Annotated in this window: 22 protein-coding genes, 1 pseudogene and 1 riboswitch; of the genes and pseudogenes, 8 read left to right on the plus strand and 15 right to left on the minus strand. The window is 72.1% G+C overall.

The features are described from left to right. A pseudogene (locus tag WFH32_RS14775) lies at window positions 1–282 on the minus strand (hypothetical protein); the annotation flags it as partial. A 545-nt stretch (window positions 283–827) separates the two neighbouring features. On the opposite strand from WFH32_RS14775, the gene glf reads away from it, so the two are divergent. Beyond that, a complete protein-coding gene (glf, locus tag WFH32_RS14780) occupies window positions 828–1,979 on the plus strand; it encodes a UDP-galactopyranose mutase (protein ID WP_336708095.1) in 1,152 nt (383 codons plus the stop codon). 54 nt (window positions 1,980–2,033) lie between these two features. On the opposite strand, the gene WFH32_RS14785 is transcribed toward glf, so the two are convergent. The 4 genes from WFH32_RS14785 to WFH32_RS14800 form a co-directional block, all read right to left on the minus strand. Beyond that, a complete protein-coding gene (locus tag WFH32_RS14785; RefSeq protein WP_191798428.1) occupies window positions 2,034–3,284 on the minus strand; it encodes a hypothetical protein in 1,251 nt (416 codons plus the stop codon). A gap of 150 nt (window positions 3,285–3,434) precedes the next feature. Then, a complete protein-coding gene (locus WFH32_RS14790) occupies window positions 3,435–4,703 on the minus strand; it encodes a hypothetical protein (RefSeq protein ID WP_191798426.1) in 1,269 nt (422 codons plus the stop codon). A gap of 26 nt (window positions 4,704–4,729) precedes the next feature. Further along, a complete protein-coding gene (locus WFH32_RS14795) occupies window positions 4,730–5,734 on the minus strand; it encodes a TIM barrel protein (protein WP_225228508.1) in 1,005 nt (334 codons plus the stop codon). Between the two features lie 59 nt (window positions 5,735–5,793). Further along, the gene (locus tag WFH32_RS14800; RefSeq protein ID WP_336708097.1) at window positions 5,794–9,210 is read right to left on the minus strand and encodes a PQQ-dependent sugar dehydrogenase; all 3,417 of its coding nucleotides are present in this window, start codon (window positions 9,208–9,210) and stop codon (window positions 5,794–5,796) included. Window positions 9,211–9,863: 653 nt separating this feature from the next. On the opposite strand from WFH32_RS14800, the gene WFH32_RS14805 reads away from it, so the two are divergent. Beyond that, the gene (locus WFH32_RS14805) at window positions 9,864–11,003 is read left to right on the plus strand and encodes a PrsW family glutamic-type intramembrane protease (protein WP_336708099.1); all 1,140 of its coding nucleotides are present in this window, start codon (window positions 9,864–9,866) and stop codon (window positions 11,001–11,003) included. Between the two features lie 93 nt (window positions 11,004–11,096). On the opposite strand, the gene WFH32_RS14810 is transcribed toward WFH32_RS14805, so the two are convergent. Continuing rightward, window positions 11,097–11,519 carry a hypothetical protein gene (locus WFH32_RS14810; protein ID WP_191797132.1) on the minus strand — a complete coding sequence of 141 codons (423 nt, stop codon included), beginning with the start codon at window positions 11,517–11,519 and terminating at the stop codon, window positions 11,097–11,099. Window positions 11,520–11,719: 200 nt separating this feature from the next. Here WFH32_RS14810 and WFH32_RS14815 point away from each other — a divergent pair, with 200 nt between their 5' ends. Further along, a complete protein-coding gene (locus tag WFH32_RS14815; RefSeq protein WP_318244204.1) occupies window positions 11,720–12,304 on the plus strand; it encodes an AAA family ATPase in 585 nt (194 codons plus the stop codon). Here the strand turns inward: WFH32_RS14815 and WFH32_RS14820 are convergent. The 7 genes from WFH32_RS14820 to WFH32_RS14850 all read right to left on the minus strand — a co-directional run bounded on the left by WFH32_RS14820 (window position 12,273) and on the right by WFH32_RS14850 (window position 21,947). After that, the gene (locus tag WFH32_RS14820) at window positions 12,273–12,701 is read right to left on the minus strand and encodes a (deoxy)nucleoside triphosphate pyrophosphohydrolase (RefSeq protein ID WP_336708102.1); all 429 of its coding nucleotides are present in this window, start codon (window positions 12,699–12,701) and stop codon (window positions 12,273–12,275) included. The two genes, WFH32_RS14815 and WFH32_RS14820, sit on opposite strands and share 32 nt — an antisense overlap. A gap of 91 nt (window positions 12,702–12,792) precedes the next feature. Then, entirely contained in the window at window positions 12,793–13,035 is a 243-nt protein-coding gene (locus WFH32_RS14825; RefSeq protein ID WP_138826958.1) for a LuxR C-terminal-related transcriptional regulator, read from the minus strand. Window positions 13,036–13,415: 380 nt separating this feature from the next. Further along, entirely contained in the window at window positions 13,416–13,787 is a 372-nt protein-coding gene (gene gcvH / locus WFH32_RS14830) for a glycine cleavage system protein GcvH (protein WP_138826959.1), read from the minus strand. A 61-nt stretch (window positions 13,788–13,848) separates the two neighbouring features. Next, the gene (gcvT, locus tag WFH32_RS14835) at window positions 13,849–15,024 is read right to left on the minus strand and encodes a glycine cleavage system aminomethyltransferase GcvT (protein WP_336708104.1); all 1,176 of its coding nucleotides are present in this window, start codon (window positions 15,022–15,024) and stop codon (window positions 13,849–13,851) included. Between the two features lie 123 nt (window positions 15,025–15,147). Continuing rightward, entirely contained in the window at window positions 15,148–18,048 is a 2,901-nt protein-coding gene (gcvP, locus tag WFH32_RS14840; RefSeq protein WP_442946344.1) for an aminomethyl-transferring glycine dehydrogenase, read from the minus strand. Window positions 18,049–18,258: 210 nt separating this feature from the next. Continuing rightward, window positions 18,259–18,359: riboswitch (glycine riboswitch) on the minus strand. Between the two features lie 28 nt (window positions 18,360–18,387). After that, window positions 18,388–19,812 carry a lactate/malate family dehydrogenase gene (locus WFH32_RS14845; RefSeq protein ID WP_336708105.1) on the minus strand — a complete coding sequence of 475 codons (1,425 nt, stop codon included), beginning with the start codon at window positions 19,810–19,812 and terminating at the stop codon, window positions 18,388–18,390. A gap of 74 nt (window positions 19,813–19,886) precedes the next feature. Next, on the minus strand, window positions 19,887–21,947 hold the full coding sequence (locus tag WFH32_RS14850) for an MSCRAMM family protein (RefSeq protein ID WP_336708107.1): 2,061 nt from the start codon (window positions 21,945–21,947) through the stop codon (window positions 19,887–19,889). Window positions 21,948–22,147: 200 nt separating this feature from the next. Here WFH32_RS14850 and WFH32_RS14855 point away from each other — a divergent pair, with 200 nt between their 5' ends. Together WFH32_RS14855 and WFH32_RS14860 are read left to right on the plus strand one after the other, a co-directional pair. Then, window positions 22,148–22,795 (plus strand): hypothetical protein, encoded by a 648-nt coding sequence (locus tag WFH32_RS14855; protein ID WP_336708108.1) that lies wholly within the window; start codon window positions 22,148–22,150, stop codon window positions 22,793–22,795. Window positions 22,796–22,957: 162 nt separating this feature from the next. Beyond that, the gene (locus WFH32_RS14860) at window positions 22,958–23,167 is read left to right on the plus strand and encodes a hypothetical protein (protein ID WP_191797119.1); all 210 of its coding nucleotides are present in this window, start codon (window positions 22,958–22,960) and stop codon (window positions 23,165–23,167) included. A 22-nt stretch (window positions 23,168–23,189) separates the two neighbouring features. Here the strand turns inward: WFH32_RS14860 and WFH32_RS14865 are convergent, their stop codons facing one another. Then, window positions 23,190–24,095 carry a LysR family transcriptional regulator gene (locus tag WFH32_RS14865; RefSeq protein ID WP_191797117.1) on the minus strand — a complete coding sequence of 302 codons (906 nt, stop codon included), beginning with the start codon at window positions 24,093–24,095 and terminating at the stop codon, window positions 23,190–23,192. Between the two features lie 195 nt (window positions 24,096–24,290). Here WFH32_RS14865 and WFH32_RS14870 point away from each other — a divergent pair, with 195 nt between their 5' ends. Further along, on the plus strand, window positions 24,291–24,632 hold the full coding sequence (locus tag WFH32_RS14870; protein ID WP_191797115.1) for a CBU_0592 family membrane protein: 342 nt from the start codon (window positions 24,291–24,293) through the stop codon (window positions 24,630–24,632). A gap of 7 nt (window positions 24,633–24,639) precedes the next feature. Here the strand turns inward: WFH32_RS14870 and WFH32_RS14875 are convergent, their stop codons facing one another. Further along, window positions 24,640–25,833, minus strand: coding sequence for an aminotransferase class I/II-fold pyridoxal phosphate-dependent enzyme (locus tag WFH32_RS14875; RefSeq protein WP_191797113.1), 1,194 nt, complete (start codon window positions 25,831–25,833; stop codon window positions 24,640–24,642). A gap of 183 nt (window positions 25,834–26,016) precedes the next feature. Here WFH32_RS14875 and WFH32_RS14880 point away from each other — a divergent pair, with 183 nt between their 5' ends. Together WFH32_RS14880 and WFH32_RS14885 are read left to right on the plus strand one after the other, a co-directional pair. Beyond that, window positions 26,017–26,328, plus strand: coding sequence for an STAS domain-containing protein (locus WFH32_RS14880; RefSeq protein ID WP_318244202.1), 312 nt, complete (start codon window positions 26,017–26,019; stop codon window positions 26,326–26,328). Between the two features lie 87 nt (window positions 26,329–26,415). Then, a complete protein-coding gene (locus tag WFH32_RS14885) occupies window positions 26,416–26,886 on the plus strand; it encodes an ATP-binding protein (RefSeq protein ID WP_210411000.1) in 471 nt (156 codons plus the stop codon). The last annotated feature ends 35 nt before the right edge of the window (window positions 26,887–26,921 follow it).

Below are 26,921 nucleotides of genomic sequence, written 5' to 3' on the forward strand. Positions count from 1 at the left end.
CACCGCCAAGAAGTACGCCAACCCGCCCCCACCCTCAGGCAGGCCCCCCGCCGCGTAGTCGAACACGAAGAACGGCGAACCATCAGGATTCGACCCCACCGGCAACACCTGAAAACTCGTGTCCACCAACCCCGTCATCCCGAACGCCGCCTTGAACGCCGGCATCAACGCCAGCTGCAGCACCGTCACACCATTGCTCAACAAGAAGAACAACAAGAACTGCGCCGTCCCCGGACGCCGCTCAGAAAACCCCGACCACGCCTGACCAATCCGTCGGAACATCACACACACTCGCTCTCAGAATGAAGGGGTACCGAGCAGCGTGGAGGGGTGCCGGGACCGCGGGGACGGGAACGTCTCGATCGTCATCGGCCTCCTTGCCGTTCGGGTGCTCCGTCGTGCTCCTCGGTGACAGGGTGCACGGACGACGTGTCGTCCGTGCACCCGATCCGGACACCCGGCCGCAGGTGCGGCGGTCGTCCTCGTCGTGGGGGTCGTGAGTACTGCGGCGCCGCCTCCCGTCCGGGAGTGGCGTCGTCGGCAGTCAAGCACTCCCGCGGCGCACCTCCGGCCCGCCGTGCACAACCTGTCGATCAGGGCGCATGATCTGTCGCCCCGCGGCCCCCATGGACCGCGCCCGCAACGGGCGCGACGTCCGTGCAGGCGCTGCCGGCCGGACGCCCAGCGGGGCGCTATATGCTGCAGTCCTTCGAGCTCGTCGGCGCCCGTGACCTCGATCCCGAGACTCCCGGTGAGGTTCCCGGGCCGCACGGACGCCCCTCGACGCAGGTGCGTCGAGCGACGTGACGGCCGGTTCAGCTGGGAGCATGATGACGGATCTCGTGGTGGTGGGAGCAGGCTTCTTCGGCCTGACCGTGGCGGAGCGCCTCGCGACGCAGCGTGGGCTCAAGGTCCTCGTGATCGACCGCCGGTCGCACATCGGGGGGAACGCGTACAGCGCGACCGAGCCCGAGACGGGGATCGAGGTGCACCAGTACGGGGCGCACCTCTTCCACACCTCGAACGAGCGCGTGTGGGAGTACGTCAACCGGTTCACGCGGTTCACCTCGTACGTGCACCGCGTCTACAGCACGCACCGCGGCGAGGTGTACCCCCTGCCGATCAACCTGGGGACCATCAACCAGTTCTTCCGCAGCGCCCTGGGTCCCGACGCCGCGCGCGCCCTGATCCGCGAGCAGGCGGCCGAGCTCGGTGGGAGGACCCCGCAGAACCTGGACGAGCAGGGCGTGAGCCTCATCGGGCGCCCGCTCTACGAGGCGTTCGTCCGCGACTACACGGCCAAGCAGTGGCAGACGGACCCCCGGGACCTGCCGGCGTCGATCATCTCCCGCCTCCCGGTCCGGTACACGTACGACAACCGCTACTTCGCCGACACCCACGAAGGCCTTCCCGTCGACGGGTACACGGCGTGGCTCGAACGCATGGCCGACCACCCGAACATCACCGTGCAGCTCGACACCGACTTCTTCGACGCCTCGCAGCCCGTGAACAAGCAGGCTGTCGTCGGCCACGTCCCGGTCGTGTACACAGGGCCTGTGGACCGCTACTTCGACCACTCCGAGGGCGAGCTCTCGTGGCGGACGCTCGACTTCGAGCAGGAGGTCCTGCCCGTGGGCGACTTCCAGGGCACCTCCGTCATGAACTACCCGGACGCCGACGTGCCGTACACCCGGATCCACGAGTTCCGGCACTTCCACCCGGAGCGCGACTACCCGACCGACAGGACCGTCATCATGCGGGAGTTCTCCCGCTTCGCCGAGCGGACCGACGAGCCCTACTACCCGGTCAGCACCGCGGCCGACCGCGAACGGCTCGCGGCCTACCGTCGCCTGGCCGAGGGCGAGCCCGAGGTCTTCTTCGGCGGTCGCCTGGGCACCTACCAGTACCTCGACATGCACATGGCGATCGGGTCGGCGCTCTCGACGGTCGCCAACCGGCTCGACCCGTTGTTCTCCTGATCCCGGTCGGGGGTGCGTCAGGTCGGCCGGGGGTGTCGGGCCGTTCCGGGCGCGTCAGCCGACAGGCTGCTCGTCGCGCTCCTTGAGGGCCTGGGCCACGGCCTCGGCGACCTTGCGCTCGTCGCGGGCGCGGCGCCGTCGGGCAGCGCGCCGCCACAGGACGACCGCACCGACGACCAGGACGAGCAGCGCCAGCGCGGTCCACGGCACCGCGAGCGTCGACGCCGAGGCCGTCGCGGGGGCCACGACCGGGACGGCCTCCGCGTCCGTCGCGCCGATCGCGGTGACGACCTCCGCGGTCACCCGCACGTCCGCCGAGACCCGGCCGAGCGGCCACACGCCGTCGACCGTCACGGTGCGCGTCACGGACGTCCCCGGGAGCAGCTCGGGGAGCTCGACGCGCGGGGTGCTCTGCGCGCCGGCCCCCCACGGCCCCGCGACCCGCACGACCTGACCGGCGGCCAGGCGCGTGTTGCCGTCGTTCGTGACGGTGAACGTCACGGTCGCGTCGCCCGCCGCGAAGGGGTTGAGCGTGCCGTCGTAGGTGACCGAGACGTCGTCGAGCACGACGGCCGGGACCAGGTCGCCCGCGACGCGCAGGTGCATGCGCGAGCCCAGGCGGCGGTCGACGCTCACGCCCTCGGCGTTCTCGACCAGCAGCGAGGACACGACGCCCGCCGCGTAGTCGCCCGGCGTCGCGTCGGCCGGGACGGTCAGGGTGAACGGGACGACCACGCTGTCGCCACCGTCGACCGTGACCTCCTCGCCCGCGAAGGACACCCACGCGCCGAGCGCGGAGGACTCCTCGCCCGCGGGCAGCAGGTCGAGCTCGCCCGCGTCCGTCATGAACCCGTCGGCCGCGTAGACACGGAACGTCAGTGGGCCCTGCGTGTAGTTCGAGACGATGATCCCGTCGTCCAGGCTCGCACCCGGCTCCAGGGAGTAGGCGTAGTTGGGGCGCTCGGTGCCGTGCACGGTGTCGGCGGGCCGCACGCCCCAGGTGACCGGTGTAGCGACAGGTTCCGCCGGCGCCTCGGCGTCGGCGCCCGCCGCAGGATCCTCCGGCCCGACGGCGGCGCTCACCGCGTGCGGGAGCGCAGCGGACCGCGAGGCGACGGCCAGGGCGGACGCCCCCGGGGCAAGCAGCGAGACGAGCAGGCCCACCACGAGGGTCACCGCGAGGACCGCGAGGATCCACAGGGCGTGGCTGTGGCCGTTCTCCCGCTGGTGCGCGCGCACGTTGGTCAGCTCGGACCGCCCGTCGGTGTCCCGCTCGGGCCGGAGGAAGAGCTGCTGCATCGCCATGGTCGTGCCTGCTTTCGTGAGGTCCGGCCGGGAAGGCCGGGTCGTTCGTCCCGTCCGGCGGCCCTCGGGGCCGGTCGGACGGGCTGTCCAGCGGTGGTGCCGGCCGGCCTGTGGAGGGACGGGCCGGCCGGCACCACGGTCACGGCGTGACTAGCTGAGCGCGGTCAGCGTCATCGTCGCGTTGTAGGTCCCCTCGTTCACCGAGAGCGGGAGCTTGAGGTCGAGCTCCGCCCCGATGACCGCGGAGCCGCGGGCGTGCCCGGCCTCCGCGCTGCCCAGGGTGCGGGCGACGGACAGGCCGTCACCCTCGACGAAGCCCGAGGCGACGGCCGCACCCGCGACCGCTCCGCCGTCGTTCTCCAGGAGCTCGGGCGTCCACCCGAGGTACTTGCCGGACACCGTCTCGCCGCCCGCGACGAAGTCGCCGACCTGCGCCGAGACCGACCAGGCCGGGGCGTTGATGCGGGTGTCCGTGACACGGACCGGCACCAGGTCGCCCGAGGCCGCGAAGTGGTCGCCCTGCTCCTCGGCCACGCCCAGGTCGACGAGACCCGTCGAGCCCTCGAGGCTCCACGTGAGCTCGCCCGGCCGGGGCTCGGGGATCACGACCGCGACCGACTGGTCGCCCGCCGCGAGCGCGCCGGGGGCCGTACCCGTGAGGTCGCCCTCGACCGAGCCCGCGGTGTTGCCCGGACCGAAGTTCGCCGCCGGGGTGTTGTCCGCGAGACGCACGGCCCCGTGGACCGTGGTGCCCGCGACCTGGAGGTTCGCGGTGTTGCCGGTCAGGACGAGGTCCCCACCCACCGTGTTGCCCCACTGGTCGGCGGTCCCGTCGGCGTTCGCGCCGACGAGCGCGTCGCGAGAGGTGCCCGTCACGGACAGGCTGCCCCCGACGACCGCGCCCCCGACGCTCACGCCGAAGTCGCTGTCGCCGAGCGTCGCGTCGCCGCCCACGCTCGTGCGCAGCAGGTCGACGTAGGTCGCGGCCTGCGTCGTGAGGTTGCCCGTGATCTTGGTGTCCGAGATCTCGACGTCGACCCCGCCCGTCGCGACGCTGCCACCCACGCGCAGGTCGTACAGGTAGAGGAACCCGGTGCGGGACCCCGCGGTGTACGAGCTGATGTCGCCGCCCACGCTCGCACCGTCGATCAGGACGCCGTACGCGTCCGTCGCGACGACGTCTCCCTCGATGACCGCCTCGGTCGCGTCGAGCCACGCGTCGTCACCGACCGTGATCGACCCCTGGACCGTGGTGCCGCCGAGGACACAGGTCGCCCCCGCGGGGACCACCAGGTCGCCCGCGACGACCGTGTCGTCGAGCTCGGTCGTGCAGTTCGTGACCGCGGCGTGCGCCGACGGCGCGGCGACCGCGAGCAGCGCGAACGCTGCGGCAGCGGCTGCTGAAACCTTCCACTTCATGTCGATTCTCCTGTGATCTCGGTGGGTCAGCCGCGAAGGCCGTAGATGGAGGTGTAGCTGCGTCGTGCGTTGCCCAGCGAGTTCAAGGGGTTCGGCGGCTCGGCGACCGAGCTCGCGTTGTCCTGCTCGTACAGGCCGTAGTGCTGGCCGCGCGTGCGGAGCTGCGAGAGGAAGGACTGGTAGTCGATGCTGCCGGCGCCGAACTCGATGATGTCGTAGCCGTTGGCGCTGCTCGGGTTGGCCTTGCCGTCCTTGAGGTGCAGCATCGGGAAGCGTCGCGGGTCGCGCTTGACGTACTCGATGGGCTCGAACCCGGGGTACTTGTACTGGCCGACGTGCGCCCAGTAGACGTCCATCTCGAAGTAGACGAGCGACGGGTCGAACTCGTCCCACAGCAGGTCGTACACGCGACGGCTCGGGTCGTCGGACGTGAAGCGGAACTCGCCGTCGTGGTTGTGGGCGTAGAGCTTGAGGCCCGCCGCCTTGGCCTTCTCCCCCATGGCGTTCCACGTCTGCGCCGCGGCCGTCCACGCCGCGACGGTGTTGGTGCCGTTGATCGGGCCACCCTGGCCGAGGTGCGGCATGCCGAGGATCAGCGCCTTCTCGATCTCGGCGTCGATGTTGTTCGGGTTGAGGTTGACGTGCGACCCCACGGCCCGCAGGCCGTTGTCGTCGAGGAGCTGGCGGATCTGCGCGGGGGTGATCGCGCCGATCTGGCCCTGCGTGTACCCGGCGAACTCGACCTCGGAGTAGCCGATGTCGGCGAGCTCCTCGAACACGGCCCGGAAGCCGAGCGAGCTGACCTTGTCGCGGATCGTGAAGAGCTGGATGCCGATGCGGTTTACCGGGACCAGGCGGTTGCGTCCGCTGCTGGGGGCCGCGGCCACGCTGCCGAGGGCCGACGCCGCCGTCGGGCCCAGGGTCGCGCCGACGCCCACGGCGACCGTCGAGGCCGCGAGGGCCTTGAGCAGGTTCCGCCGGCTCATCGGCCGAGCCGGGATGGACTCGTGGTAGTGCTCGTGTGAACTCATGTCTCTCCTTCGAGGTGAGGTTCGGTGGCCCGGGGCGCGAGCCCCGGGCCACCACGTGCCTAGTTGCGGACGGTGAGGTTGAGCGACGTCGCGCTCTTGGTGACGCCGGTCGAGCCCTGGTAGGCGATCTCGACCTTGTAGGTGCCGACCTCGGGGAGCTTCGGGAGCGTCACGACGACGTGGCCCTCGGCGTCGAGCGTCCCGGTGCGGGTCGCGACCGTGGCGTTGTTGCGCTTGACCGTCACCGTGACGTCGCCCGTGGCGACGACACCCGTCGAGCTCTCGACCGAGATGTTCGCCTTGGCGGCGATCGAGGGCTTGACCGGGTTGGGCGAGACCGAGCCCGTGACGGTCGAGGAGGCCGCGGCCACCGTGAGGCGCACGGTCGACGAGGACTTCTTGAAGACCTGGTCGGCCTGGTAGCTCGCCTTGAGGGTGTGCGTCCCGACGGCGAGCGACGGGTCGAGCGCGATCGTCGCGACGCCCTCGACGAGGGTCCCGCGACCGACCTCGGTGTCGCCCGAGGTGAGGACGACGTCGCCCGTGGGCGTACCGCCCTCGCCCGTGACGGTGACCGTGGCCTCGCCCGGAGCCCCGTACGAGACGCGGGCCGAGGACACGGCGACCTTGGTGACCGACGAGACCGTGGGCTCGTTCGGTGCCGCGAGGTCGATCGTGAAGGAGACCGACCCGACCGTCGAGACGTTGCCGCCCGTGTCGGTCGCACGGTACTGGAGGGTGCGCGCACCGTTGGTCGTGAAGTTCACGCTGTACGCACCACCGGCCGCGGCCACGTTCGTCCAGGTCTGACCGTTGTTGGTCGAGTACTGCACGCTCGCGAGCGCACCGTCGTCCTTGACGTCGAGGTTCATGCGCACGGCCTTGTTGTAGACGCCGCCCACGCCCGTGGGCGCCGCCGGGTCGAGCGAGTGCGTGATGGTCGGCGCCTTGACGTCGCCGACACCCACGCCCTGGAAGTCGAACGAGTCGACGGCCAGCTCGTTGGCCGAGGTCACGAAGAGCGTGCCCGAACCCTGCGGGGCGTTCGTGAACGGCACCGTGACCTCCTTCCAGCCTGCGCCGGAGGGGATCTGCGCGGTCGCGAACGGTGCCGCGTCGGCCGCACCCCAGCGGAGCTGGAGCTGACCGCCGCCGTTGGCGACGACCTTGACGCCCGTGATCCCGGCGAAGTTCACCGGGCTGTAGGACAGGTGGTCACCGTTGCCGAGGCCGCGGATCGCCTGACCGGCACCCGCCGTCTCGTCCTCGTAGGCCACGACGCCCTTGCTCTTGGCGTGCTCGGCCTGCTGGACGAACGGGTTGAGCTGGACGGTCGCCTCGCCGGGAGCGGCAGGCAGGCCGTTGTGCCCGTTGTCGGTGTAGGACACGACGACGGCGCCGTAGATGTGCGCGCCCTCACCGTGCTGCGGCGAGTCCGGAGACGTCTTCCACGCCCCCGTGCAGCCCGTGCCCGAGACCTCGGGGTGGGCGTGCTCGTCGTGGCCCAGGCCGTAGGTCCACGCCACGCGGTTGCACGCGGTCGCGGTCCCGTCCTCGGCGTCCTGCGTCGAGACCTTGAACGGCACGGCCTGGCCCCAGCTGAAGAACGAGCCGTCGCCGGGGTAGTCGACCGTGACCGTCGGCGCCTGGTTGCCCACCGAGATGACCTTCGACGTCAGCGTGAACTTGCCCTTGGCGTCTGTCACGCGCAGCCGGGCGTTGTACTGGCCGAGGGTCGTGTAGGTGTGGTTCGCCGTGACGCCCGTGGCGTCGAACGAGCCGTTGCCGTCGAAGTCCCACTGATAGGTGAGTGCGTCGCCGTCGGGGTCGCTCGAGGTGCCCGCGTCGAAGGCCACCGCGAGCGGAGCCTCGGAGGACGAGGTCGGGTTCGCGGTGAACCGGGCCTGCGGGGCCTTGTTCCCCTCGGCGTAGGACACCTTGTAGAGGCCGGCGTCCGGGTTGGCGCGGAAGAACCCGTCGCCGTAGTCGAGCACGTAGAGCGAGCCGTCGGGCCCGAACTCCATGTCGATCATGTTGTCGTTGAGCGGCTGCGCGTTCTTTGCGAGCTCCGCGTTGGGCGTGAAGTCCTCGATGTGCGTGACCTCGTAGGAGTCCCAGTCGACCGTGAAGGCCGCGAGGTAGTCCTGCGAGAACTCGCCGAAGAACGCCTTGTTGTCCCAGTACTCGGGGAGCTTGGACGTCGAGGGGTTCTCGGCGTCGTAGTGGTAGACGGGGGCGCCCATGGGCGCCTGGCCGCTGCCGGCCCCGAAGTTCACGAGCTCGTCCCACGGCTGGTCGCCGGGGCGGTCGCCGTAGTAGAGCGTCGCCGCACGGGCCGGCGGCAGGTCGACGAGACCCGTGTTCCACCGCGAGTTGTTCTTGAGCGCGGCCGGGTCGAAGAACGCCCCGGGCGTGCTCGTCGCGAAGTTCCACTCGTTGTAGGCCGCGTTGGGCCCGTGCACGTAGGGCCAGCCCGCGTTGTGCGGGTCGTCGAGGCTCACGGTGTTCCACTCGACGTAGCCCATGGGACCGCGGTTCGGGTCGGCGTTGGCCGCGTCCGGTCCGTAGTCGCCCCACGAGAGGCTGTTCGTCTCGGGGTCGACGTCGATGCGGAACGGGTTGCGGACGCCCATCACGAAGATCTCGGGCCGGGTCTTCTCGGTACCGACCGGGAAGAGGTTGCCCTCGGGGATCGTGTAGGAGCCGTCCTCCTGGACCGTGATGCGCAGGATCTTGCCGCGCAGGTCGTTGGTGTTGCCGGCGCCGCGACGCGAGTCCAGACCGGGGTTCATCCCGGGAGCGTCGTTGTTGGGAGCGAAGCCGTTGGCTCCGGGCGCGCTGGCGGGGGTGTTGTCACCGGTCGACAGGTAGAGGTTGCCGTCGCCGTCCCAGTCGATGTCGGCGCCGACGTGGCAGCACTGGCCGCGCTGGACCTCGACGTCGAGGATCTTCTGCTCGGAGGCCATGTCGAGCCCGCTGCCGGTCCACTGGAAGCGGGAGAGGCGGTTGACGCCCTTCCACTGGTCCCAGTAGCTCGCGTCGGCGCCGGCGGGCAGCGCGTTGGGTGCCGAGCCCGCGGGGGTGCCGCTGAGCGGGGCGTAGACGAGGTAGACCCAGTTGTTCTCGGCGAAGTTCGGGTCGACGGCGATGCCCTGCAGGCCGTCCTCGGAGTTCGCGTAGACGGGGACCTTGTTGGTGACCGCCGTGACGCCGGTCTGGGGGTCCGTGAGCCGGACGTCCCCGTTGCGTGCGGTGTGCAGGATCTTGCCGTCGGGCAGGATCGCGAGGTCGATCGGCTCGCCGACGTCCTTGGTCAGCAGGATCTTCTCGTAGTTGGACCAGTCGAGCGCGGCCTCTGCGCCTGGCTCGCTGCCGTGGTCGACGCCGTCGTGCGCGGTCGCCGGGGCCGTCGCGGCCGCGAGGCCGGTCAGGGCCAGGACGCCGGCGAGGGAGGCGGCGACCACCCTTGATCTCACGGTCCTTCGTTCAGGAATAGACTTCACAGTGATGCAGCTCCTCATCGGGGTTCATCGCCGGGCCGAGCCACCGCTCGCTGCTGGAACAGCGGGAACACGGGTGGCTCGGTCTTTTGTCTGTACGGGGGCGGCGTCCGGGTCTTCGTGCCCGCGCCGCTGCTGCTGCTGTCCTCCCCTCGCCGTCGAGTGGTGGTGGGACCCGGAGGTCGCACCGGCCGAGCACACCGGGGTCTCCCCCGTCGGGACGAGCGATCTCCCGCGAAGGCGAGATGCTCGGTATGTCATGGATCAGGGTGGATCCACCTGCGAGAACGATGGTCTTCCTCGACCATCTGGTAGGAATCTAGGGCGACTTTTATCGCCTGTCAATCAAAAGTCGAAACCTGCCGCTCACTAGTAGGGCACAGATGCCGAACACGCGCGCGCGGGAGGGACGGCCTCGTTCGTCCCCCCGACCGGGGCACGTGGTGGTCCGGCGGACGCCCACGCCGAGTGTGCAGTTCGGGTCGTCCGTGGCGGCCGGGGACGACCCGAACTGCACACTCGGCGACGTCGCGTCGACCGGCCCGGCCCCACCGCGCTCCCGCACGCCGCTGTCGGCGTGTCGTGCCGCTCGAAGGCTCGACGACGGAACCTAGTGATTGGCTGAAGTCATGATGCTCAACATCCTCGGCGCGGTCCTGCTGATCGTCGGCTTCTACGCCGCGTGGCGACTCGCACCGAAGCGCCCCGACGCCCCTGCCGCAGGCTGGTTCCCCGACCCCGCCTCGAAGTCCACGCGCAGCCGCCTCTGGGACGGCCAGGCCTGGACGGCACGCGTCACGGACGGTGCCGCGCGGGCGAACCTCGGCCACCACTTCCGAGGCCGGTTCTGGGGCCGGTGGGTCTGGATCCTCGCCGCCGCGCTGGTCGTCCTCGGGATCGGGATCGCCGCCTACCAGGCGACCGAGAACGTGCACGTCATGGCCGTCACGAGCTTCCTGGCCATGGCCCTCGTGTGCTGGGCGTTCTACGGCTTCGTCGACCGCCAGCTCTCGCTGCGCGACGTGATCGGCCTCCGCCAGGTCGCGGCCGTCGCGGTCGCCTCGGCCGGCGCCACGTTCCTCGTCGCCCTGAACCTCAACGACCTCACCGGTTCGATCGGCGGGATCTCGCTCGCGACGGCACTCGTCGGGTTCACCGAGGAGACCGCCAAGCTCCTCGTCCCGATCGCGTTGTTCCTGCTCGGTACCTACCGCAACCCGCGCGCGGGTGTCGCGATCGGGCTCGCGTCCGGGTTCGGCTTCGCGATCGCCGAGACCACGCTGTACGCCTACCAGATGGCCGCGGCCTCAGGTCCCGCCTTCTGCGGTGGCGAGACCCCCGCCGTGACCACCGGATCGGTGATCGCCGCCCAGGTCGCCCGCATCTTCGGCGTCTCGCCGTTCCACTGGCTCTTCACGGGCATCGCGGTCGCGATCGCGTGGCGCGCCTGGCACCTCTACGGCCGCAAGGGGATGCCTGCCGCGATCGGCGGCATCGTGCTCGTCATGGTCGTCCACTCGCTCAACGACACCAGCGCGACGCTGGGGTGCGGCGAGCCCACGGTCCAGTCGCTCCTGGCCTTGGTCCGGTACGTCCTGGTGATCGTCATGTACCTGGTCTTCAAGGCCTGGACCCGCAAGCACACGCCGCCGCAGATGATCGGCGCGGTCAGCAAGGGCTGGGCCCCCAAGCACCTCGGGGAGCAGCAGGTCTCGGCCGACGAGACCGCGGCGCAGGGCGCCCCCACCCGCGAGCCCGCCGACGGCTGACCCGCACACGAACAAGCCAGACCGCGGTCTCGACGACGCCCCCGCTCCCCTCGACGGGGCGGGGGCGTCCGTCGTCCCGTGCGGGGGCGTCGGTCACGCCCTGAAGTACCGCCGGGACGCCCGGTTCCAGAGCAGCGCGAGCACCAGGAGCGCGACGACGATCGTCAGCACGGCCCCCGTCAGGTGGTGCGGACCGAAGCGCAGCAGCGAGTAGACGCCGACGCCGACACGGACCAGCATGACGACCGTGATCGCCATGAGCGCCCACCTCTCCCGGGTCTGGAGGCCGAGCGCGACGAGCACGACGAGGACCCCGACCACGAGGCTCAGGAGCGCGAAGAACTGGATCTCGGCGCGGGTCGCGGCGAGCGCCCCGGTCACTGCGGTGTCGCCCGCGAGCAGGAACAGCGCAACGCTGCTGACGACGTCGGTCACGGCTGCGATCCACGTCAGCACGACCGCGACGGTGACGCTCGTGGGTCGTGCCGGGGGGCCCAGTCCGGTGAGGTCGCTCATGCGGGTCACCTCTCTGCGTGAGGACGCCGTGCGTGCACGAGGCCCGGTCGGGCGGTCGGAGGTGGGTGCGGCGCCCGGTCCTGCTCCACCGCGCGCCGCGTTCTGCGTCCCTCCGTGATACCAGCGCCAGGACGTGACCGCGCGGCGAAGCCTCCCCGCACGAGGCGATGGCCGTGGGGCCCGTCGGGTAGGGTCCCCGGGTGCTCACCGCTCTCGGCCCCCTGGACGACGTCGTCGCGCACCTCGGGCACAGTCCTCGCCGCGTCCTCGTGGCCGGGGTCTCGGGGTCGGGGAAGACGACCCTCGCGCGGCGGGTCGCCGCACGGCTCGGCCTGCCGCACACCGAGATCGACGCGCTCTTCCACGGCCCGGGATGGACTCCTCGGGCGACGTTCCTCGACGACGTGCGCGACGTCGTCGGGCAGGAGGGCTTCGTCGTCGAGTGGCAGTATCGCGCGGCGCGACAGCTCCTCCTGGACGAGGCCGACCTCGTCGTATGGCTCGACCTGCCCCTGGCGACGACGATGCGTCAGGTCGTGACACGCACGGTACGGCGCGCGTGGCGGCACGAGGTGCTGTGGAACGGGAACGTCGAGCCGCCGTTGCGGACGGTCTTCTCGGACCCGGGGCACGTCGTCAGGTGGGCGTGGTCGACGAGGCACTCGTTGCGCGACCTCCCGGCCACGGTCGCACGCCAGGACGCACCGCCCACCCTCGTGCGCCTGCGCAGCAGGCGGCAGGTCGAGACCTGGGTCAGACGGCTTCCCGAGCCACCCAGTCGCTGAGCGCGTCGACGATCCGGACGTCGCCGTCCAGCCAGTCGACGCTCCCCCACTCGCCGGTCGGCAGCCAGGAGAGCGCGTCGTGCTCGACGAGCGGCTCGGGCTCCCCCGCGACGATGCGGGCGAGCCACAGCCGCATGACATGCCGGTCCGTGATGTTCCAGCCGCCTTGGTCGGGCCCCACGAGCTCGTCACCGAGCTCGACCTGCACCCCCAGCTCCTCGTGGAGCTCGCGGTGCAGCCCGTCGAGGGGCGTCTCGCCCGGATCGACCTTGCCCCCTGGGAACTCCCAGCGCCCGGCGAGCTCGACCGGCCGAGAACGGCGGGCGGCGAGCAGCAGGCGAGGGTTCGTGAGGTCGTCGACGACGGCGGCGGCCACCACGAGACGGCGGGAGATCATGTGCGCAGTGTTTCACGCCGACCACCACGAGACCTGGCCGACCCCGCACTCCCGCCCGCGGAACGGGCGGGGCCTCCCCCGAGAGCCGACGTCAGCGGATGCCCGCGTCCTTGGCCCACTGGACGGCCTCGGCGCGCGTCGAGACACCGAGCTTGCGGTAGAGGCTGCGCACCTGCGACTTCACGGTGTTGCGGGTGACGAACAGCTTGGTGGCGATCTGCTCCAAGGTGATGTCCTCGGAAAGGTTCGACAGCACGACCTGCTCACGGCGGGTGAGTGGTGCTGCGAGCTGGACGGCCGGCGACTCTGTCCGGGCCAGTTCGATGATGCTCATGCTTCCTCCATGTGCTGACCGGTCTTCCCATCGCGTCATGGGTCGATCCGGTGAGGTGCTGCTACTGGGAGAGATGGGCGAACCTGCGATTCATGACGCGGTTCTTCACCCTCAATCTCAGCGGTCTTTCACGACGGGGTCCCCCGCGGCGTGATGCACAGTATCCACGCAGGTCAGATGCCGAAAACCGCGGCTCTGGCGACAACGGACGATTTCTCCGATGTGTCACGGATCACCCGTCGTTCGTTGCGACAAGAAATGTGATCCGCCTCACAGTCTGGCGCGACAGCATGCTGAGTGACAACCGGAGACGCCCGAGGGCCGCCCTGCGACAGCGTCGCGGAGCGGCCCTCGGGGGGACCTAGGGAGGAAGCGGAGGGTCAGCCGCCCACGAGCGCGCTGTACTCGTCGGCCGTGAGCACGGGCCCCGTCTCGGTCACGTCGACCTTGATGAGCCATCCCCCGGCGAAGGGCTCGGCGTTGACGAGCGACGGGTCGTCGATCGCGGCCTGGTTGACCTCGGCCACGGTCCCGGTGACGGGCGAGTAGAGCTCGGAGACCGACTTGGTCGACTCGACCTCGCCGATCACGGCGCCCGCCGTGACGGTCGCGCCGACCTCGGGCAGCTCGAGGTAGACGATGTCACCGAGGGCCTCGGCGGCCGTGCTCGTGATGCCGACGACGGCGGGCGTCGAGGCGTCGAGCCACTCGTGCTCGGCGGTGTACTGCAGGTCGGCGGGGAAGTCTGCCATGAGGTGCTCCTGGTCTGCTGGTGGAGGATCGGGGGGTCGGGAGGTCGGGCCGGGGCCCGGGTCAGGACGTCTGAGGACGACGGTAGAACGGCATGGGCACGATCACCACCGGCTCCTCACGGCCTCGGACGTCGACCGCGAGCTCGGTGCCCTCGGCGCTGAACTCGGGCGTCACGTAGGCCATGGCGATCGGGTACCCGAGGGTCGGCGAGGGAGCCCCCGAGGTGACGAAGCCGATCTGCACGTCGGGTTCCTTGCCCGGGATCACGACGGCGTAGCCCGCGCGAGCAGGTCGCTTGCCCAGGCCACGGAGGCCGACGAGCACGCGCGCGGGCTGAGCCCCCTTGCGCGACGCGAGGGCCGATCGCCCCACGAAGTCGAGCGGTGCGCCCTCGGCGTCGACCTTGTCGAGCTTCACGACGCGACCCAGGCCCGCCTCGTAGGGCGTCGTGGTCGTGTCGAGCTCGTGGCCGTAGAGCGGCATGCCGGCCTCGAGCCGCAGCGAGTCGCGGGCCGAGAGGCCGGCAGGGACGAGGCCGAGGGGCTCCCCCGCAGCCAGCACCTTCTGCCACAGCTCGCGGGCCTGCGCGGCGGGGACGAACAGCTCGAACCCGTCCTCCCCGGTGTACCCGGTGCGCGCGACCAGGGCGGCGATCCCGGCGACCCGTAGCTCGACCGATGCGTAGTACTTCAGGTCCTTGACTACTTGTACATCGTCCGGTGCGACGAGCGAGCCGACGATCTCCTCGGCGCGCGGTCCCTGGACCGCGACGAGCGCGGTGTCCACGGCCTGGTCCGTGACGGTCGCGTCGATGCCCTCGCACCGGCGGACGAGCTCGTCGGTCACGAGCGGCGCGTTCCCGGCGTTGGCGACGACCAGGAACCGCTCCTCGCCCAGGCGGTAGACGACCAGGTCGTCGAGGACCGAGCCGTCCTCGGCGCACATCATGGTGTAGCGGGCACGTCCCACGGCCACCGCGGTGAGGTTGCCGACGAGGGCGCGGTCCAGGGCGGCGGCCGCCTGCGGCCCGCTGACCTCGATCTCGCCCATGTGGGAGAGGTCGAACAGACCTGCTGCCTCGCGCACCGCACGGTGCTCGGCCAGGTCGCTCGTGTAGCGCAGCGGCATCTGCCACCCGCCGAAGCTCGTGAGCGAGGCGCCCAGGGCGACGTGCTCGTCGTGGAGCGGGCTGAGGCGGTCAGCGGCCGGGGTGGTGTCCTGCACGGACTCCGTCATGGTGATCCTCTCTGCGGTGTCAGGACGAGGGTGACCTCTACGTCACGCACGCCCTGACAGTCCTGGGGTGGGTCGAGGTGTCGGAACCAGCGTGGCCTCGAGGTCACGCTGGTCCTGACGACCTCAGGAGTACGACTCGATCGGGGGGCAGGAGCACACGAGGTTGCGGTCGCCGCGCGCCCCGTCGATGCGCCGCACGGGCGGCCAGTACTTGCCCGACCGCAGAGCAGCGAGGGGGTAGGCCGCGACCTCGCGCGAGTACGGCCTGTCCCAGGCGTCCGAGACGACCGCGGCGGCCGTGTGCGGTGCCCCGCGCAGCGGCGACTCCTCGATGCCCCAGGTGCCGGCCGCGACCTCGTCGATCTCGGCCTTGATCGCGACCATCGCCGCGACGAAGCGGTCGAGCTCGGCGAGGTCCTCGCTCTCGGTCGGCTCGACCATGAGCGTGCCCGCGACCGGGAAGGACAGCGTGGGCGCGTGGAACCCGTAGTCCATGAGGCGCTTGGCCACGTCCTCGGCCGTGACGCCGGTCTGCGCGGTGATCGGGCGCAGGTCGAGGATGCACTCGTGCGCGACCAGGCCCGCCTCGCCCGTGTAGAGCACGGGGAAGTGCTCGGTCAGGCGGCTGGCCAGGTAGTTCGCGGCGAGCACGGCGGTCTTGGTCGCGGCCTCCAGGCCGTCGGGGCCCATGAGGGCGACGTACGCGTAGGAGATCGGCAGGATGCCGGCCGAGCCGAAGGGCGCGGCCGAGACGGGCGCCGCCCCCTCCCCCGTGAGCGGGTTGCCGGGGAGGAACGGCACCAGGTGCTCGGCGACCGCGACGGGGCCGACGCCGGGGCCACCGCCGCCGTGCGGGATGCAGAACGTCTTGTGCAGGTTCAGGTGCGAGACGTCCCCCCCGAACTCACCCGGACGGGCGAGCCCGACGAGCGCGTTGAGGTTCGCACCGTCGATGTACACCTGACCACCGGATGCATGTACAAGATCGCACACCTCGCGCACGTGCTCCTCGTAGACGCCGTGCGTCGAGGGGTAGGTGATCATGATCGCCGCGACCTGGGGACCGTGCTGGTCGAGCTTGGCCCGCAGGTCGTCGAGCTGGACCTCACCCTTCTCGGACGTCGCCACGACCACGACGCGCATGCCCGCGAGTGCCGCCGAGGCCGCGTTGGTGCCGTGGGCCGACGCGGGGATGAGGCACACGTCGCGCCCTTCCTCGCCGCGGGAGCGGTGGTAGTCGCGGATCGCGAGCAGGCCCGCGAACTCGCCCTGCGAGCCTGCGTTGGGCTGCACCGAGACGCCCGCGTAGCCCGTGATCTCGGTGAGCTGGCTCTGCAGACCGTCGATCAGCTCGGCGTAGCCCAACGCCTGGTCGGCGGGCACGAACGGGTGCAGGTCCGCGAACCCGGGCCAGGAGATGGCCTCCATCTCGGCGGTCGCGTTGAGCTTCATGGTGCACGAGCCCAGCGGGATCATGGTGCGGTCGAGCGCCAGGTCCTTGTCGGAGAGCGAGCGCAGGTAGCGCAGCATCGCGGTCTCGGAGCGGTGCCGGTGGAACACCGGGTGGGTCAGGTACCCGGTCGCGCGCAGCAGGTCGGCGGGCAGCACGCTGCCGCCGCCGACGAACCCGAGGTCCTGGCCGGCCGCGAAGACCTCGACGAGGGCGAGCACGTCGTCGGGCGTCGTGGTCTCGTCGCACGCGAGCTGTACATGATCAGAATCCGGGTTGTACACGTTGATCCCGGCCTCCGCGGCGGCCCCGACCAGCGCCGCCGCGCGGCCCGGCACCACGGCCGCCACGGTGTCGAAGAAGACGTCGTGCCGGACCTCGACGCCCGCGGCCCGCAGACCGTTCGCGAGCGCCACCGCCCGCGAGTGCACGCGCTCCGCGATCTCCTTGAGGCCCGCGGGCCCGTGGTAGACCGCGTACATCGACGCGACGATCGCGAGCAGCGCCTGGGCCGTGCAGATGTTGCTCGTCGCCTTCTCGCGACGGATGTGCTGCTCACGGGTCTGCAGGGCCAGGCGGTAGGCCTGGTCGCCGTCGGCGTCGACCGACACCCCGACCAGGCGGCCCGGGAGAGAGCGCTCCAGGCCCTTGCGGACCGCCATGAACGCGGCGTGCGGGCCGCCGTAGAACAGCGGGACCCCGAAGCGCTGGGCCGAGCCCACCGCGACGTCCGCGCCGAGCTCGCCGGGGGATACGAGGAGCGTGAGGGCCAGGAGGTCGGCCGCGATCGTCACCAGACCGCCCTGCTCCTTGGTCTCGGCGACGAGGGGGCGCAGGTCCCGGACCACGCCCGAGGCGCCGCTCTGCTGCAGCACCACGCCGATGAGCCTCTGGTCCGCCACCCCGGCGGCGACGAGGCCCGCCGTCACGCCCTCGGACAGGTCGACCACGACCACCGGCAGGCCCACCGACTCGGCCCGCGCCCGGGTCACCGCGATCGTCTGGGGGAACAGCTCGGAGTCCAGGACGACGACGCCCGCCCCGCCCTTGGCCGCGCGCCACATGAGCGCGACCGCCTCGGCGACCGCGGTAGCCTCGTCGAGCAGCGACGCGTTGGCGACCTCGAGCCCGGTCAGGTCGAGGACCACGGTCTGGAAGTTGAGCAGCGCCTCGAGGCGCCCCTGCGAGATCTCGGGCTGGTAGGGCGTGTACGCCGTGTACCAGGCGGGGGACTCGAGCACGTTGCGTCGGATGACCGGGGGAGTGATGGTCCCGTAGTAGCCGAGACCGATCATCTGGGTCTTCACGACGTTCTTGGCCGCGATGGCGCGCAGGTCCGCGAGGACCTCGGACTCGGTGCGGGCTGCGGGCAGGTCGAGCGGGCGGTCGGTCCGGATCGAGTCGGGGACCGCGGCGTCGATCAGCGCGTCGAGCGAGTCGTACCCGAGCTCGGCGAGCATCGTCGCGACCTCGCCCGAGGGTGCGGCGGGCGCGTCGTCGCTCACAGGGCGGGGCCCGAGGTGGCGGAACGGGAAGTGCGCGCGGTCGAACGCGTCGCTGGACTGCTGTGTCACGGAGGTCTCCGGGGGGTCGGCGAGGAAGACGACGGCAGGCCCAGGGGCCGGCCCGTTCCTCCCCGCTCTGTCATCGGACGCGCAGCGTCGACCTGAGAGTTTTGCCGGTCCGCCATGGTCCTCGCGGACCCGGGGCGCGCCGGCTTGCACCGTCGGTAGGGGACCCCTCCGCCCGAGGGCGGACGCGGAGCCACCGCTTTCCAGAGTTGCCTCGCCACCGCGGTACGTCGGCCTGAGAGATTCTCGGGGAGGAGTTGCTCCTTCGGCGCCGACCTCACCCTGAGGTGGCCGGGCTCTCCCGCAGTGGTTCGAGCAGCAGTATGTGGTTGTGGGCCCAGCCTAGCGCCCACGCTCGCGCGGCGGCGCGGCCGTCTCGCGCGGAGCGCCGTGCACGACGACGGAGCGCACCGTCGCGAGGCGTCCCACTGCACGCTCGAGCGCCCGGGCACGGCGTTCGCTGGCCCGGAAGCTCACGTGGATCGTGCCCGCGTCGCCGTCGCCCTCGACCTCCTCGGTCGCGAGGTGCTCGAAGCTCACCCCGCGCGTCGAGAAGACGCCCGTGAGGCCGGTCAGGGTGCCCGCACGGTGCACCCCTTCGACCTGGGCGACCCAGGAGGGCTCGGCCGCCTCGGGGCCGTCGGTCCTCTCGGGCCCCGCGGCTCCCGCGGCCCCTGCGGCCGATCCGCCCGGCCCGCCCACCACTCCCGCCGTCCGCAGGGCCGACCCCACGGCCGCCGCCGCTCCGCGCAGACGGTGCGTCTCGTCGTCGGGCAGGGAGTCCAGGAGGACGCGCGTCCACCCCTCGGGACCCAGCACGAGCGGGACGCCCAGGACCCCGCGCTGCGGCTCGCCCGCGAGCGCCACCTCGCCGTCGAGGGCGACCTGCCCGGCGACGACGATCTCCCGGCCGTCGAGCACGACCTCGACGAGGTCGACCGTCGCGGACGCCGTGGCGGTCGCGGTCTTGGCGCCGCTCTGGTGCGTCATCCAGGGGCGCGCGACGACGCGCAGGTCGGCGGGCCAGGTGTCGATCAGGCGGTACGCGGCGCCGACGTCGGTGGCCGCGACCGCGACGAGCTCGGCCTTGGCGGCGGCGATCTCGTCCGGGAACGCGTCGAGCGTGCGTCCCCGGCGCAGGAGCCGCACGGCCCGGTCGCGCTCGGCGAGGTCGTGCCCGCTGAGGCGGACGGTCGACCAGAGCGGCACGGCGTCCTCGCCGTGCTGGCCCCCGACGAAGCCGCCCACGCGGTGCCGTCGGACGCCCAGCTCGACGGCGATCTCGCGCCGGAAGCGCAGCGTGTCGAGCCAGGCCCCCATCCCGACGACGCGCCGCGCGCCCAGCGCCCGGGCCATCACGGCGACACCGACCTCGACGGGGTTGGATACCACGATCACGACCTCGTGCCCCGAGCCGTGGCGCGCGATCGCGTCGGCGTACTCGGCGAAGACCTCGCGGTTGGCGACGGCGAGACCGGTCCGGTCGAGCGAGGCGCCCGAGCGGGCGGGCGTCGTCGCCCCGGCCGCGACGACGACCACGTCGGCGACGACGTCGGCGGGGGAGTGGGCCACGTCGATGAGCGGGGCGTGCTCGTCGTAGGCGTCGACGAGGTCCGCGCGCAGCCCGTGGACCGCGCGCCCCGACGCACCGCCGGGCCGGCCGACGAGCTGCAGCCGGGAGGTCGTGGGCAGGACGCGCCGCTCGACGAGCTGCGTGACGACCTGCCGCCCGACGTCGCCGGTCGCTCCGAGCACCGCTACGTCCATCCGAGCAGGCTACGTCCGGAAGGTCCCCTCCGCAGGCACGGGGTCTCGCCCGGGAGCCGGCCGGGGGAGCGTCGTCAGGCCCGACGGCGCAGCGCGCGTCCGCCGGCCAGGGCGAGTCCCGCGGCGGTCAGGACCGCGGCGACCGCGAGCAGGGCGCTCGGGTCGGCGCCCGAGCTCGCGAGACGTCCCGCGGTCGCCGAGCCGGGTGTGCCGGCCTCGGGTGCCGGTGCGCCGGGGGAGGAGCCTGGCGACGTGCCCGGGGTGCCCGGCGTCGTCGGGTCGACGGGGTCGACGGGGTCGACGGGCGCGGCCGCCTCGACCGCGAAGTCCTGGTCGAGGCGTGACTCGCCCGCGCTCGTGAGGGTCACGGCGCGCTCGGTCGGTCCCGCGCTCGTGAAACCGTCCGGGACCGCGAACACGATCGTGTAGTCGCCCGGGCCGAGCCCGTCGACGAAGTAGGTCCCGTCCGCTCCGGTCGTGACAGGGACGTCACCGCCGGGGCCGCTGACCAGCACGTTCGCCCCCGGTATCGGTGCGCCGTCGTCGGTGGTGACCGTGCCCCCGATCGCGCCCGGTCGCGTGAGCGCGAGGTCGACCCCGGCCACGTCCTCCGCTCCCAGCACGACCACGCGCGATCCCGGCCCGTCCACCGTGAACCCGGGCGGGGGAGCGACCGTGATCGTGTACCGACCGGCGGGGAGCAGGTCGAAGCGGTACGTACCGTCCCCAGCCGTGAGGGTGCTGCCGGTCGCGCCCCCGGGGCCCGTGAAGGACACCACGGCCCCCGCGACACCCCGTCCGCCCGCCGTGACCGTCCCGGACACCGACGGCAGGGGTGACGCCACGAAGCTCACGGTGCGCAGCGTCTCGTCCCCGGGGAGCACCTCGAACGACTGGCTGGGCTCGTCCACCGTGTACCCGGGCGGCGGTGTCACGGTCACGGTGTGCTGCCCGACCGCCACCTGGTCCACGAGGTAGGCCCCGTTCGAGTCGGTCACCGCCGTGACGGGCCCGCCCGGCCCCGTGATCGTGATCGTGGCGCCGGGGACGGGCGTCCCGTCCTCCGTGAGGACCGTGCCTCCGACCGGGACGGGAAGGATCGGCCGGACCGTGAAGTCGACCCCGGTCGCGTCGGTCGCGGCGAGGTCCGCGGGCAGGGACCCCGGGCCGACGACGACGTACCCGGCCTGCCCCGGCGGGGCCGGCGGCGGGGTGACCTCGACCGTGTACCCGTCCGCCGCGGTGTAGCCGGTGAACGAGTACGTGCCGTCGGCTCCCGAGGTCGTGGTCGCGAGCCGGACGCCGTCCGCGGAGACGAGGGTGAGCGTCGCACCGCTGATCGGACCCACGTCCTGGAGCGCGACCGTCCCGGTCACGTCCCGGGCGAGCGACGCGAACCACGTCTGGAAGACCGGGAAGCCGGAGCGCTGCTGGAACAGGAGCGTCAGGCTCGTGACGGGCACCGTGGGCTCGAACCAGCCCGTGGCCCCCGACGTGTCCGTCGCCGTCGCGTTCCCCCGCAGCACGCCCGTCGCGGGGTCCCACGTCGGGACGTCCGTGCCCGTGCAGGCCGGTCTCGGCGTGACGGCGCAGTAGTTGAACCCGCCCTGGTAGCCCAGCTCGACCCCCGTCAGGAGGCGGCCGCCCTCTCCCCGGGCGACGACCGTCACCTGATCGGCGTCGATGTCGCCCAGCACGAAGGTCCACCCGCCGGTCGGGGTAGGGCGCTCGAACGTGTAGGTCGTGGTCGACGGGGACGTGGGTGCGTCGGCCCGGGGGCGCAGGTTCAGGTAGGGCTGCCCCTGGCTCGACCCGTACTTCGCGCCGACCGGTGTCGCCGTGCTCAGCCACGAGCTGGCCCCCGACTGGACGCCCACCTGGCCGGCCCGCGAGTCCGACGTCGTGGTCGCAGCCGGGAAGCCTCCTGCAGGCAGCCGCATCGTGGTCGTGAAGCTGCCGCCCGTCCCGGCGAGCGGGTCCCAGGCAGCCCAGCCGGCCGTGGTCGCCGCGGTCGCGGAGCCCGCGACGCCGACGCCGAGGAGCACGGCGAGAGCGAGGGCGAGGACGGCCCCGAGACGTCGGGGGGACGGTGTCGGCAGGGCCGGGGTTGCCCGGGGCGTCTGGGGTTCGCGCACCCCCACACCGTACGAGCGCACTCGGGACGGCGCGCGCCGGGACGGTCGGGGGCGCACCCGCGGGCGAGCACAGGCCCGCGCCGGACCGCGAGCCCCCCGGCAGCACGGGACGCAGGCCAAGGACGTTCTCGCCGCATAGGAGGTGGAAAACCGACGTGTGCTCCTGGCGAGCACGCCCGAGATCGACGGAGGTGCGCTCGGTGACGAACCTCGAGAATCGTCGCACGGGGTTCTTGCTGATAGCGGCCACGCTCGTGATGTTCGCGCTGCTCGCGATGCTCGAGGGTTGCGTCCGGGACGACCTCGGGAACACGGCGGGCCCGGCCGACGGGTCGTCCGTGGCGGACGCCGCGGCTGCGTCCCCACCGCCCGAGGAGCTGGCCGTCACCACGGGAGAGACGATCGCCGTGGAGGACGTCGACAGGCTTCCGCCCGGCACGCACGCCTTCGTCCTGCCCGACAAGACGCGGGTCGTCGTCACGAGCGACGAACCCCTGCCCGAGCGCGTCCGGGCCTGGGTGCAGGGGCAGGTGGACGGGACCGTGCAGGACCCGGGTGTCCCGGGGCAGATCACGACGAACCGCAGCCTGATCGTCGACACCGCGCAGGGGATCGCACGGAAGGTCGGTCTCCAGACCGGCAAGCAGATCGTCTTCGTGTACCCGCTCGTCGGGAGCTGCCCCGCGGGGACCGAACCTTTCCTCGGCTGGGCGCACACCTCGATCACGTTGTACGACGCGTTCGACTGCGACGTGCTGCCGACCAGGGAAGCGGCCGAGGAACGGGTCGCCGCGACCGTCGCGGCTCAGAAGGACCCGGAGCGCTACCAGGTCTTCGTCCGTGAGTAGCGGCCACACGATCTCCACGACTCTCACCAGGGTCCCGCCCACGTCCGAGGGCGCGCCTCCGTCGAGCCGCGCGCGGCGCGGGCAGGATGAGGTGCTCACCTCGTCGCACGTCCGCGTCGGGGACCACCACGAGCGCCCGAGGGGGCTTCACCCAGCATGGACATGACGTCGCAGGACCAGCAGCCCCGCACGACCGCCTACGTCCCTCGGCACCTGGCCTCGCCGGCCGCGCCGGCCGCACCCGCCCGGGGCGCCGACCTGCCTGCGGACCCTCGGTCGATGCGCTGGGACCGGTCGGTGGGCACCCTCCACCGGGTCCTGGACGAGCTGTCGGTGCTCGACGACGGGAGCCTGTCGGTCGGGAGGCGCTGAGCGGTCTTCGGTCCCAGCCTGTTCAGCCCAGCTCGATCGCCGCGGCCGCCGCGACCATCTCGTCGATGACCGCGTTCACGACGGGTCGGGGTTCGTGCCGGGTGGCCCGGTGCCGTGCGACGAGACGTCGCGATCCGAGACCCGGGAGCGGGACGACCGTGACGCCGTCGGGCATCTCGCCCTGGACGGCGAGCGCGGGGAGCATCGCGACGCCCTGACCGGCCGCGACGAGCGCGAGGGCCACGTCGAAGTCGTAGTACGAGTGACGCGTGCGGAGCGTCGTGCCGAGCGTGCGCGAGAGGCGGCGCAGGGCGCGGGCGGCCGCCGTGCTGGGCTCGGGGCCGAGCCAGACGGCGTCGCGCACGTCGTCGAGGCGCGCGGGCGTCGGGAACGTCGCGGGTACGACGACGCGCCACGGCTCGTCGAGCAGAGGGACCTCGCGCATGCCGCGCGGCGCGGGGGAGTCCGCGTCCTCGTCGCGCTCCAGGAGGACGACGTCCAGGTCGCCGCTGCGCAGGAGCCGCAGGGCCTCCGCGGGCTCGAGCTCCTGGACGTCGAGCTCGACGCCGGGGTAGCGCGACTCGAGCGACGCGAACGTGGGTCCGACGACCGCGCGGATCGCCGTCTGGAACGACCCGACCGACACCGTCCCCGTCATCTCCTCGCTCATCGCGACGATGGCCTTGCGGGCCTCGACCATCTCGGACTCGATGCGTTCGGCGGCCTCGGCGAGGATGCGGCCTGCGGGCGTCAGGGTCACGCCACGGGGCCCCCGGTCGAGGACCTGGACCTTCTCCTCGGCCTCCAGACGCGCTATTTGCTGAGACACGGCAGAGGGCGTCACGTGCAGCAGGTCGGCTGCCGCCAGGACACCTCCGGCCCGGTGCACGGCAAGCAGGAAACCAAGTCTTCGTGGGTCCGTGGCCATGTAGAGATGCTAAACGGCCACGTCAGAGTTCTTCAATTGTGCTGAATGATTTTCGGGGTCACACTTGTGACGTGGCGCCGGCTGGTCCTCCTCAAAAGGGGCTGGCGCCCACAATCCACCTGGTCGCTGCAGCGTCGCAGCTCCCACCAGGACCCCCCTCCCCGATCCCTTCTTGACCCCTGCCCGGAGACCGCCATGTCCGCTTCCCCCGCCCTCGTCGACCTGGTCGTGACCCCGCTCGGATGGATCGGCGCGATCGCGGCCGTCACGGCGTACGCGATGGTCACACGTGGTCGCTGGTCGGGGGACTCGTTGCGGTTCCAGCTCACGAACTTCGTGGGCGCGGGCCTCATGTGCCTGGTCGCCGCGGTCAACGGCGTGTGGCCCTCGGCCGTCGCGAACGTGGTCTGGATCGTCATCGGCGGTCAGGCCATCGTGGTGCTCGTCAAGGCCCGACGCCGCCGCGCGACCGAGGCCGTCGTCGTCCCTCTCGAGGTGCCTGCCGCCCACGCACGCGCCGTCGACCTGGCGGCCTGACCGCTCCTCACACCCGCCGGTAGCCCGCCGCCCGCCACGCGACGATCCGGTCCACCGCCTCGGCCACGACCTCCGGTGCGGCGGCGAACGACAACCGGACCCACTCGTGGCCGCGCACGCCGTCGAAGTCCGTCCCCGGGGTGAGCGCGACCCCCGTGTCGGCCAGGAGCCGCTCGCACCACGTGACCGAGTCCAGCCCCGACTCCGCGACGTTCGCGTAGACGTAGAACGCGCCGTCCGCCGGGGCCACCGGGTCCCAGCCCAGGTCGTCGAGCCGGTCGAGCACGAGCGCACGCGAGTCCGCGTACCGGGCGACGTTCGCCAGCGCGGCCGCATACCCCTCGGGGGACAGGGCAGCGACGCCCGCGTGCTGCGCGAGCGCGGGCGGGCTCAGCGCGATGTTGCCCGCGAGCGCGTCGACCGGGGCCACGAGGTCCTCGGGCAGCACGAGCCACCCGAGCCGCCACCCGGTCATGGCCCAGTACTTGGAGAACGAGTTCACGACGACCGCACCGCCGTCGAGGTACCGGGCCGCGGTCGCCGTCTCGCCCGCCTCCGACGCAGGGTCGGCGTAGACGATGCCGTGGTAGATCTCGTCGCTGACGAGGCGCACCTCGTGGTCGGCGCACCAGGCCGCGAGCTCGGCCAGGTCGGCCGGCGGGATCATCGTCCCGGTCGGGTTCGCCGGGCTGGCGACGACGAGGCCGTCGAGGCCGCCCTCGTAGTACGCCTCCATGAGCTGGGAGACGGTGGGCTGGTAGCGGGTCTCGGGGCCGCAGTCGAGCTCGACGACCTCGCACCCCAGGGCCGCGAGGATGTTCCGGTACGCGGGGTACCCGGGGCGGGCCAGGGCGACGCGGTCGCCGGCGTCGAACGCGGCGAGGAACGCGAGCATGAAGCCGCCCGACGACCCCGTGGTCACCGCGACGCGCGACGGGTCGACGTGCACGCCGTAGGTACGCCCGTAGTGCTCGGCGATCGCCTGACGCAGCGCGGGCACGCCCAGGGCCTCGGTGTAGCCGAGGTCGCCCGCCTCGAGCAGCTCGATCGCCCGGCGCCGCACGACGTCGGACGCCCCCGTCGCGGGTTCCCCGGCGCACAGGTTGAGGACCGACTCGCCCGCGTCGCGGCGCGCGTTCGCCGCGGCGAGGACCTCCATGACGGCGAACGGGGGGACGTGCGACCTGCGCGAGACCTTCATGAGGCCATCATGCCCGTCGTTCCGGGCCTCGTGGGGCCCGAGGAGCACCGGGTGAACTGTGCAGGTCCGGTGACGGAGCGAGTCCTGGAAGGAAACCGCGACGGAAGTTCCGTAACCTGGCACGGTCCCGGTCGTCGAGAGACCGGGGACGACGTCCCGCAGGTCACGATCGAGAGGCGAGCAGTGCCGGAGCACACGACGCAAGGGGGAGTCCGCATCGACGACTCCGGACCTCGATGGACGATGTGGGGCGAGGTCGACGCCGCGGTCCAGGACCGTTCCGAGGGTGACCTCGTCCGCTCGCTCGAGCGCGCCGACGGCCCCGTGACGATCGACCTGTCCGACGTCACGTTCATGGACTCGGGCGGGCTGCGGCTGCTGTACCTGTCCCTCCTGGCCGGTGGCGAGGCCCCGGTCCTGGTCGGTGTCCCTGAGCGCATCAAGGACCTGCTCGAGATCAGCGGCGTCCTGACCCAGTTCACGCTCGTCGACTGACCTTTCCCGGCGCCCCGGCCACCATCCCCGGCCGCGTCGTCGCACCTGTCCCACCGCACACCCCACCGGACCCATCGGAGGAACCTCTTGGACACCTCGATCGCCTCGTCCCGTCCGCCCGAGAACTTCCACGTGGTCCGCGTCTGGCAGCTCGACTCGATCGACGAGCTCTCGACGCTGCGTACCTCGCTCCACCTCGAGCTGACGGGGCGACCGCTCGCCCCCGACGGCGCCCTCGCCGAGGTCCCCGAGAAGATCGTGCTCGTCGCGAGCGAGCTCGCGACCAACGCGCTGCGCCACGGGCGCCCGCCGACGACGGTCCAGCTCCTGACCGACGGCGAGGAGTACATCGTCGACGTGATCGACCAGGACACGAGCCGCGCCCCCGTGGTCGCGGCGCCTCGCCTGCCGGGCGACGGCGGCTTCGGGCTCGTGCTCGCGCAGCGGATCGCCCTGGACGTGGGCTGGTTCGTCGCGGACGGCAAGCACGTCTGGGCCCGCCTCGGCGTACCACGCGAGGCGGTGGGGGCTCCCACACCTGTCGCGGCGGTCCCCTGACCGCTCGCTCCCGCTGAGGGCCGGTCTGCGCGAGG

This window comes from Oerskovia sp. USHLN155, assembly GCF_037145535.1.
GTDB classification, from domain to species: Bacteria; Actinomycetota; Actinomycetes; order Actinomycetales; family Cellulomonadaceae; genus Oerskovia; species Oerskovia rustica.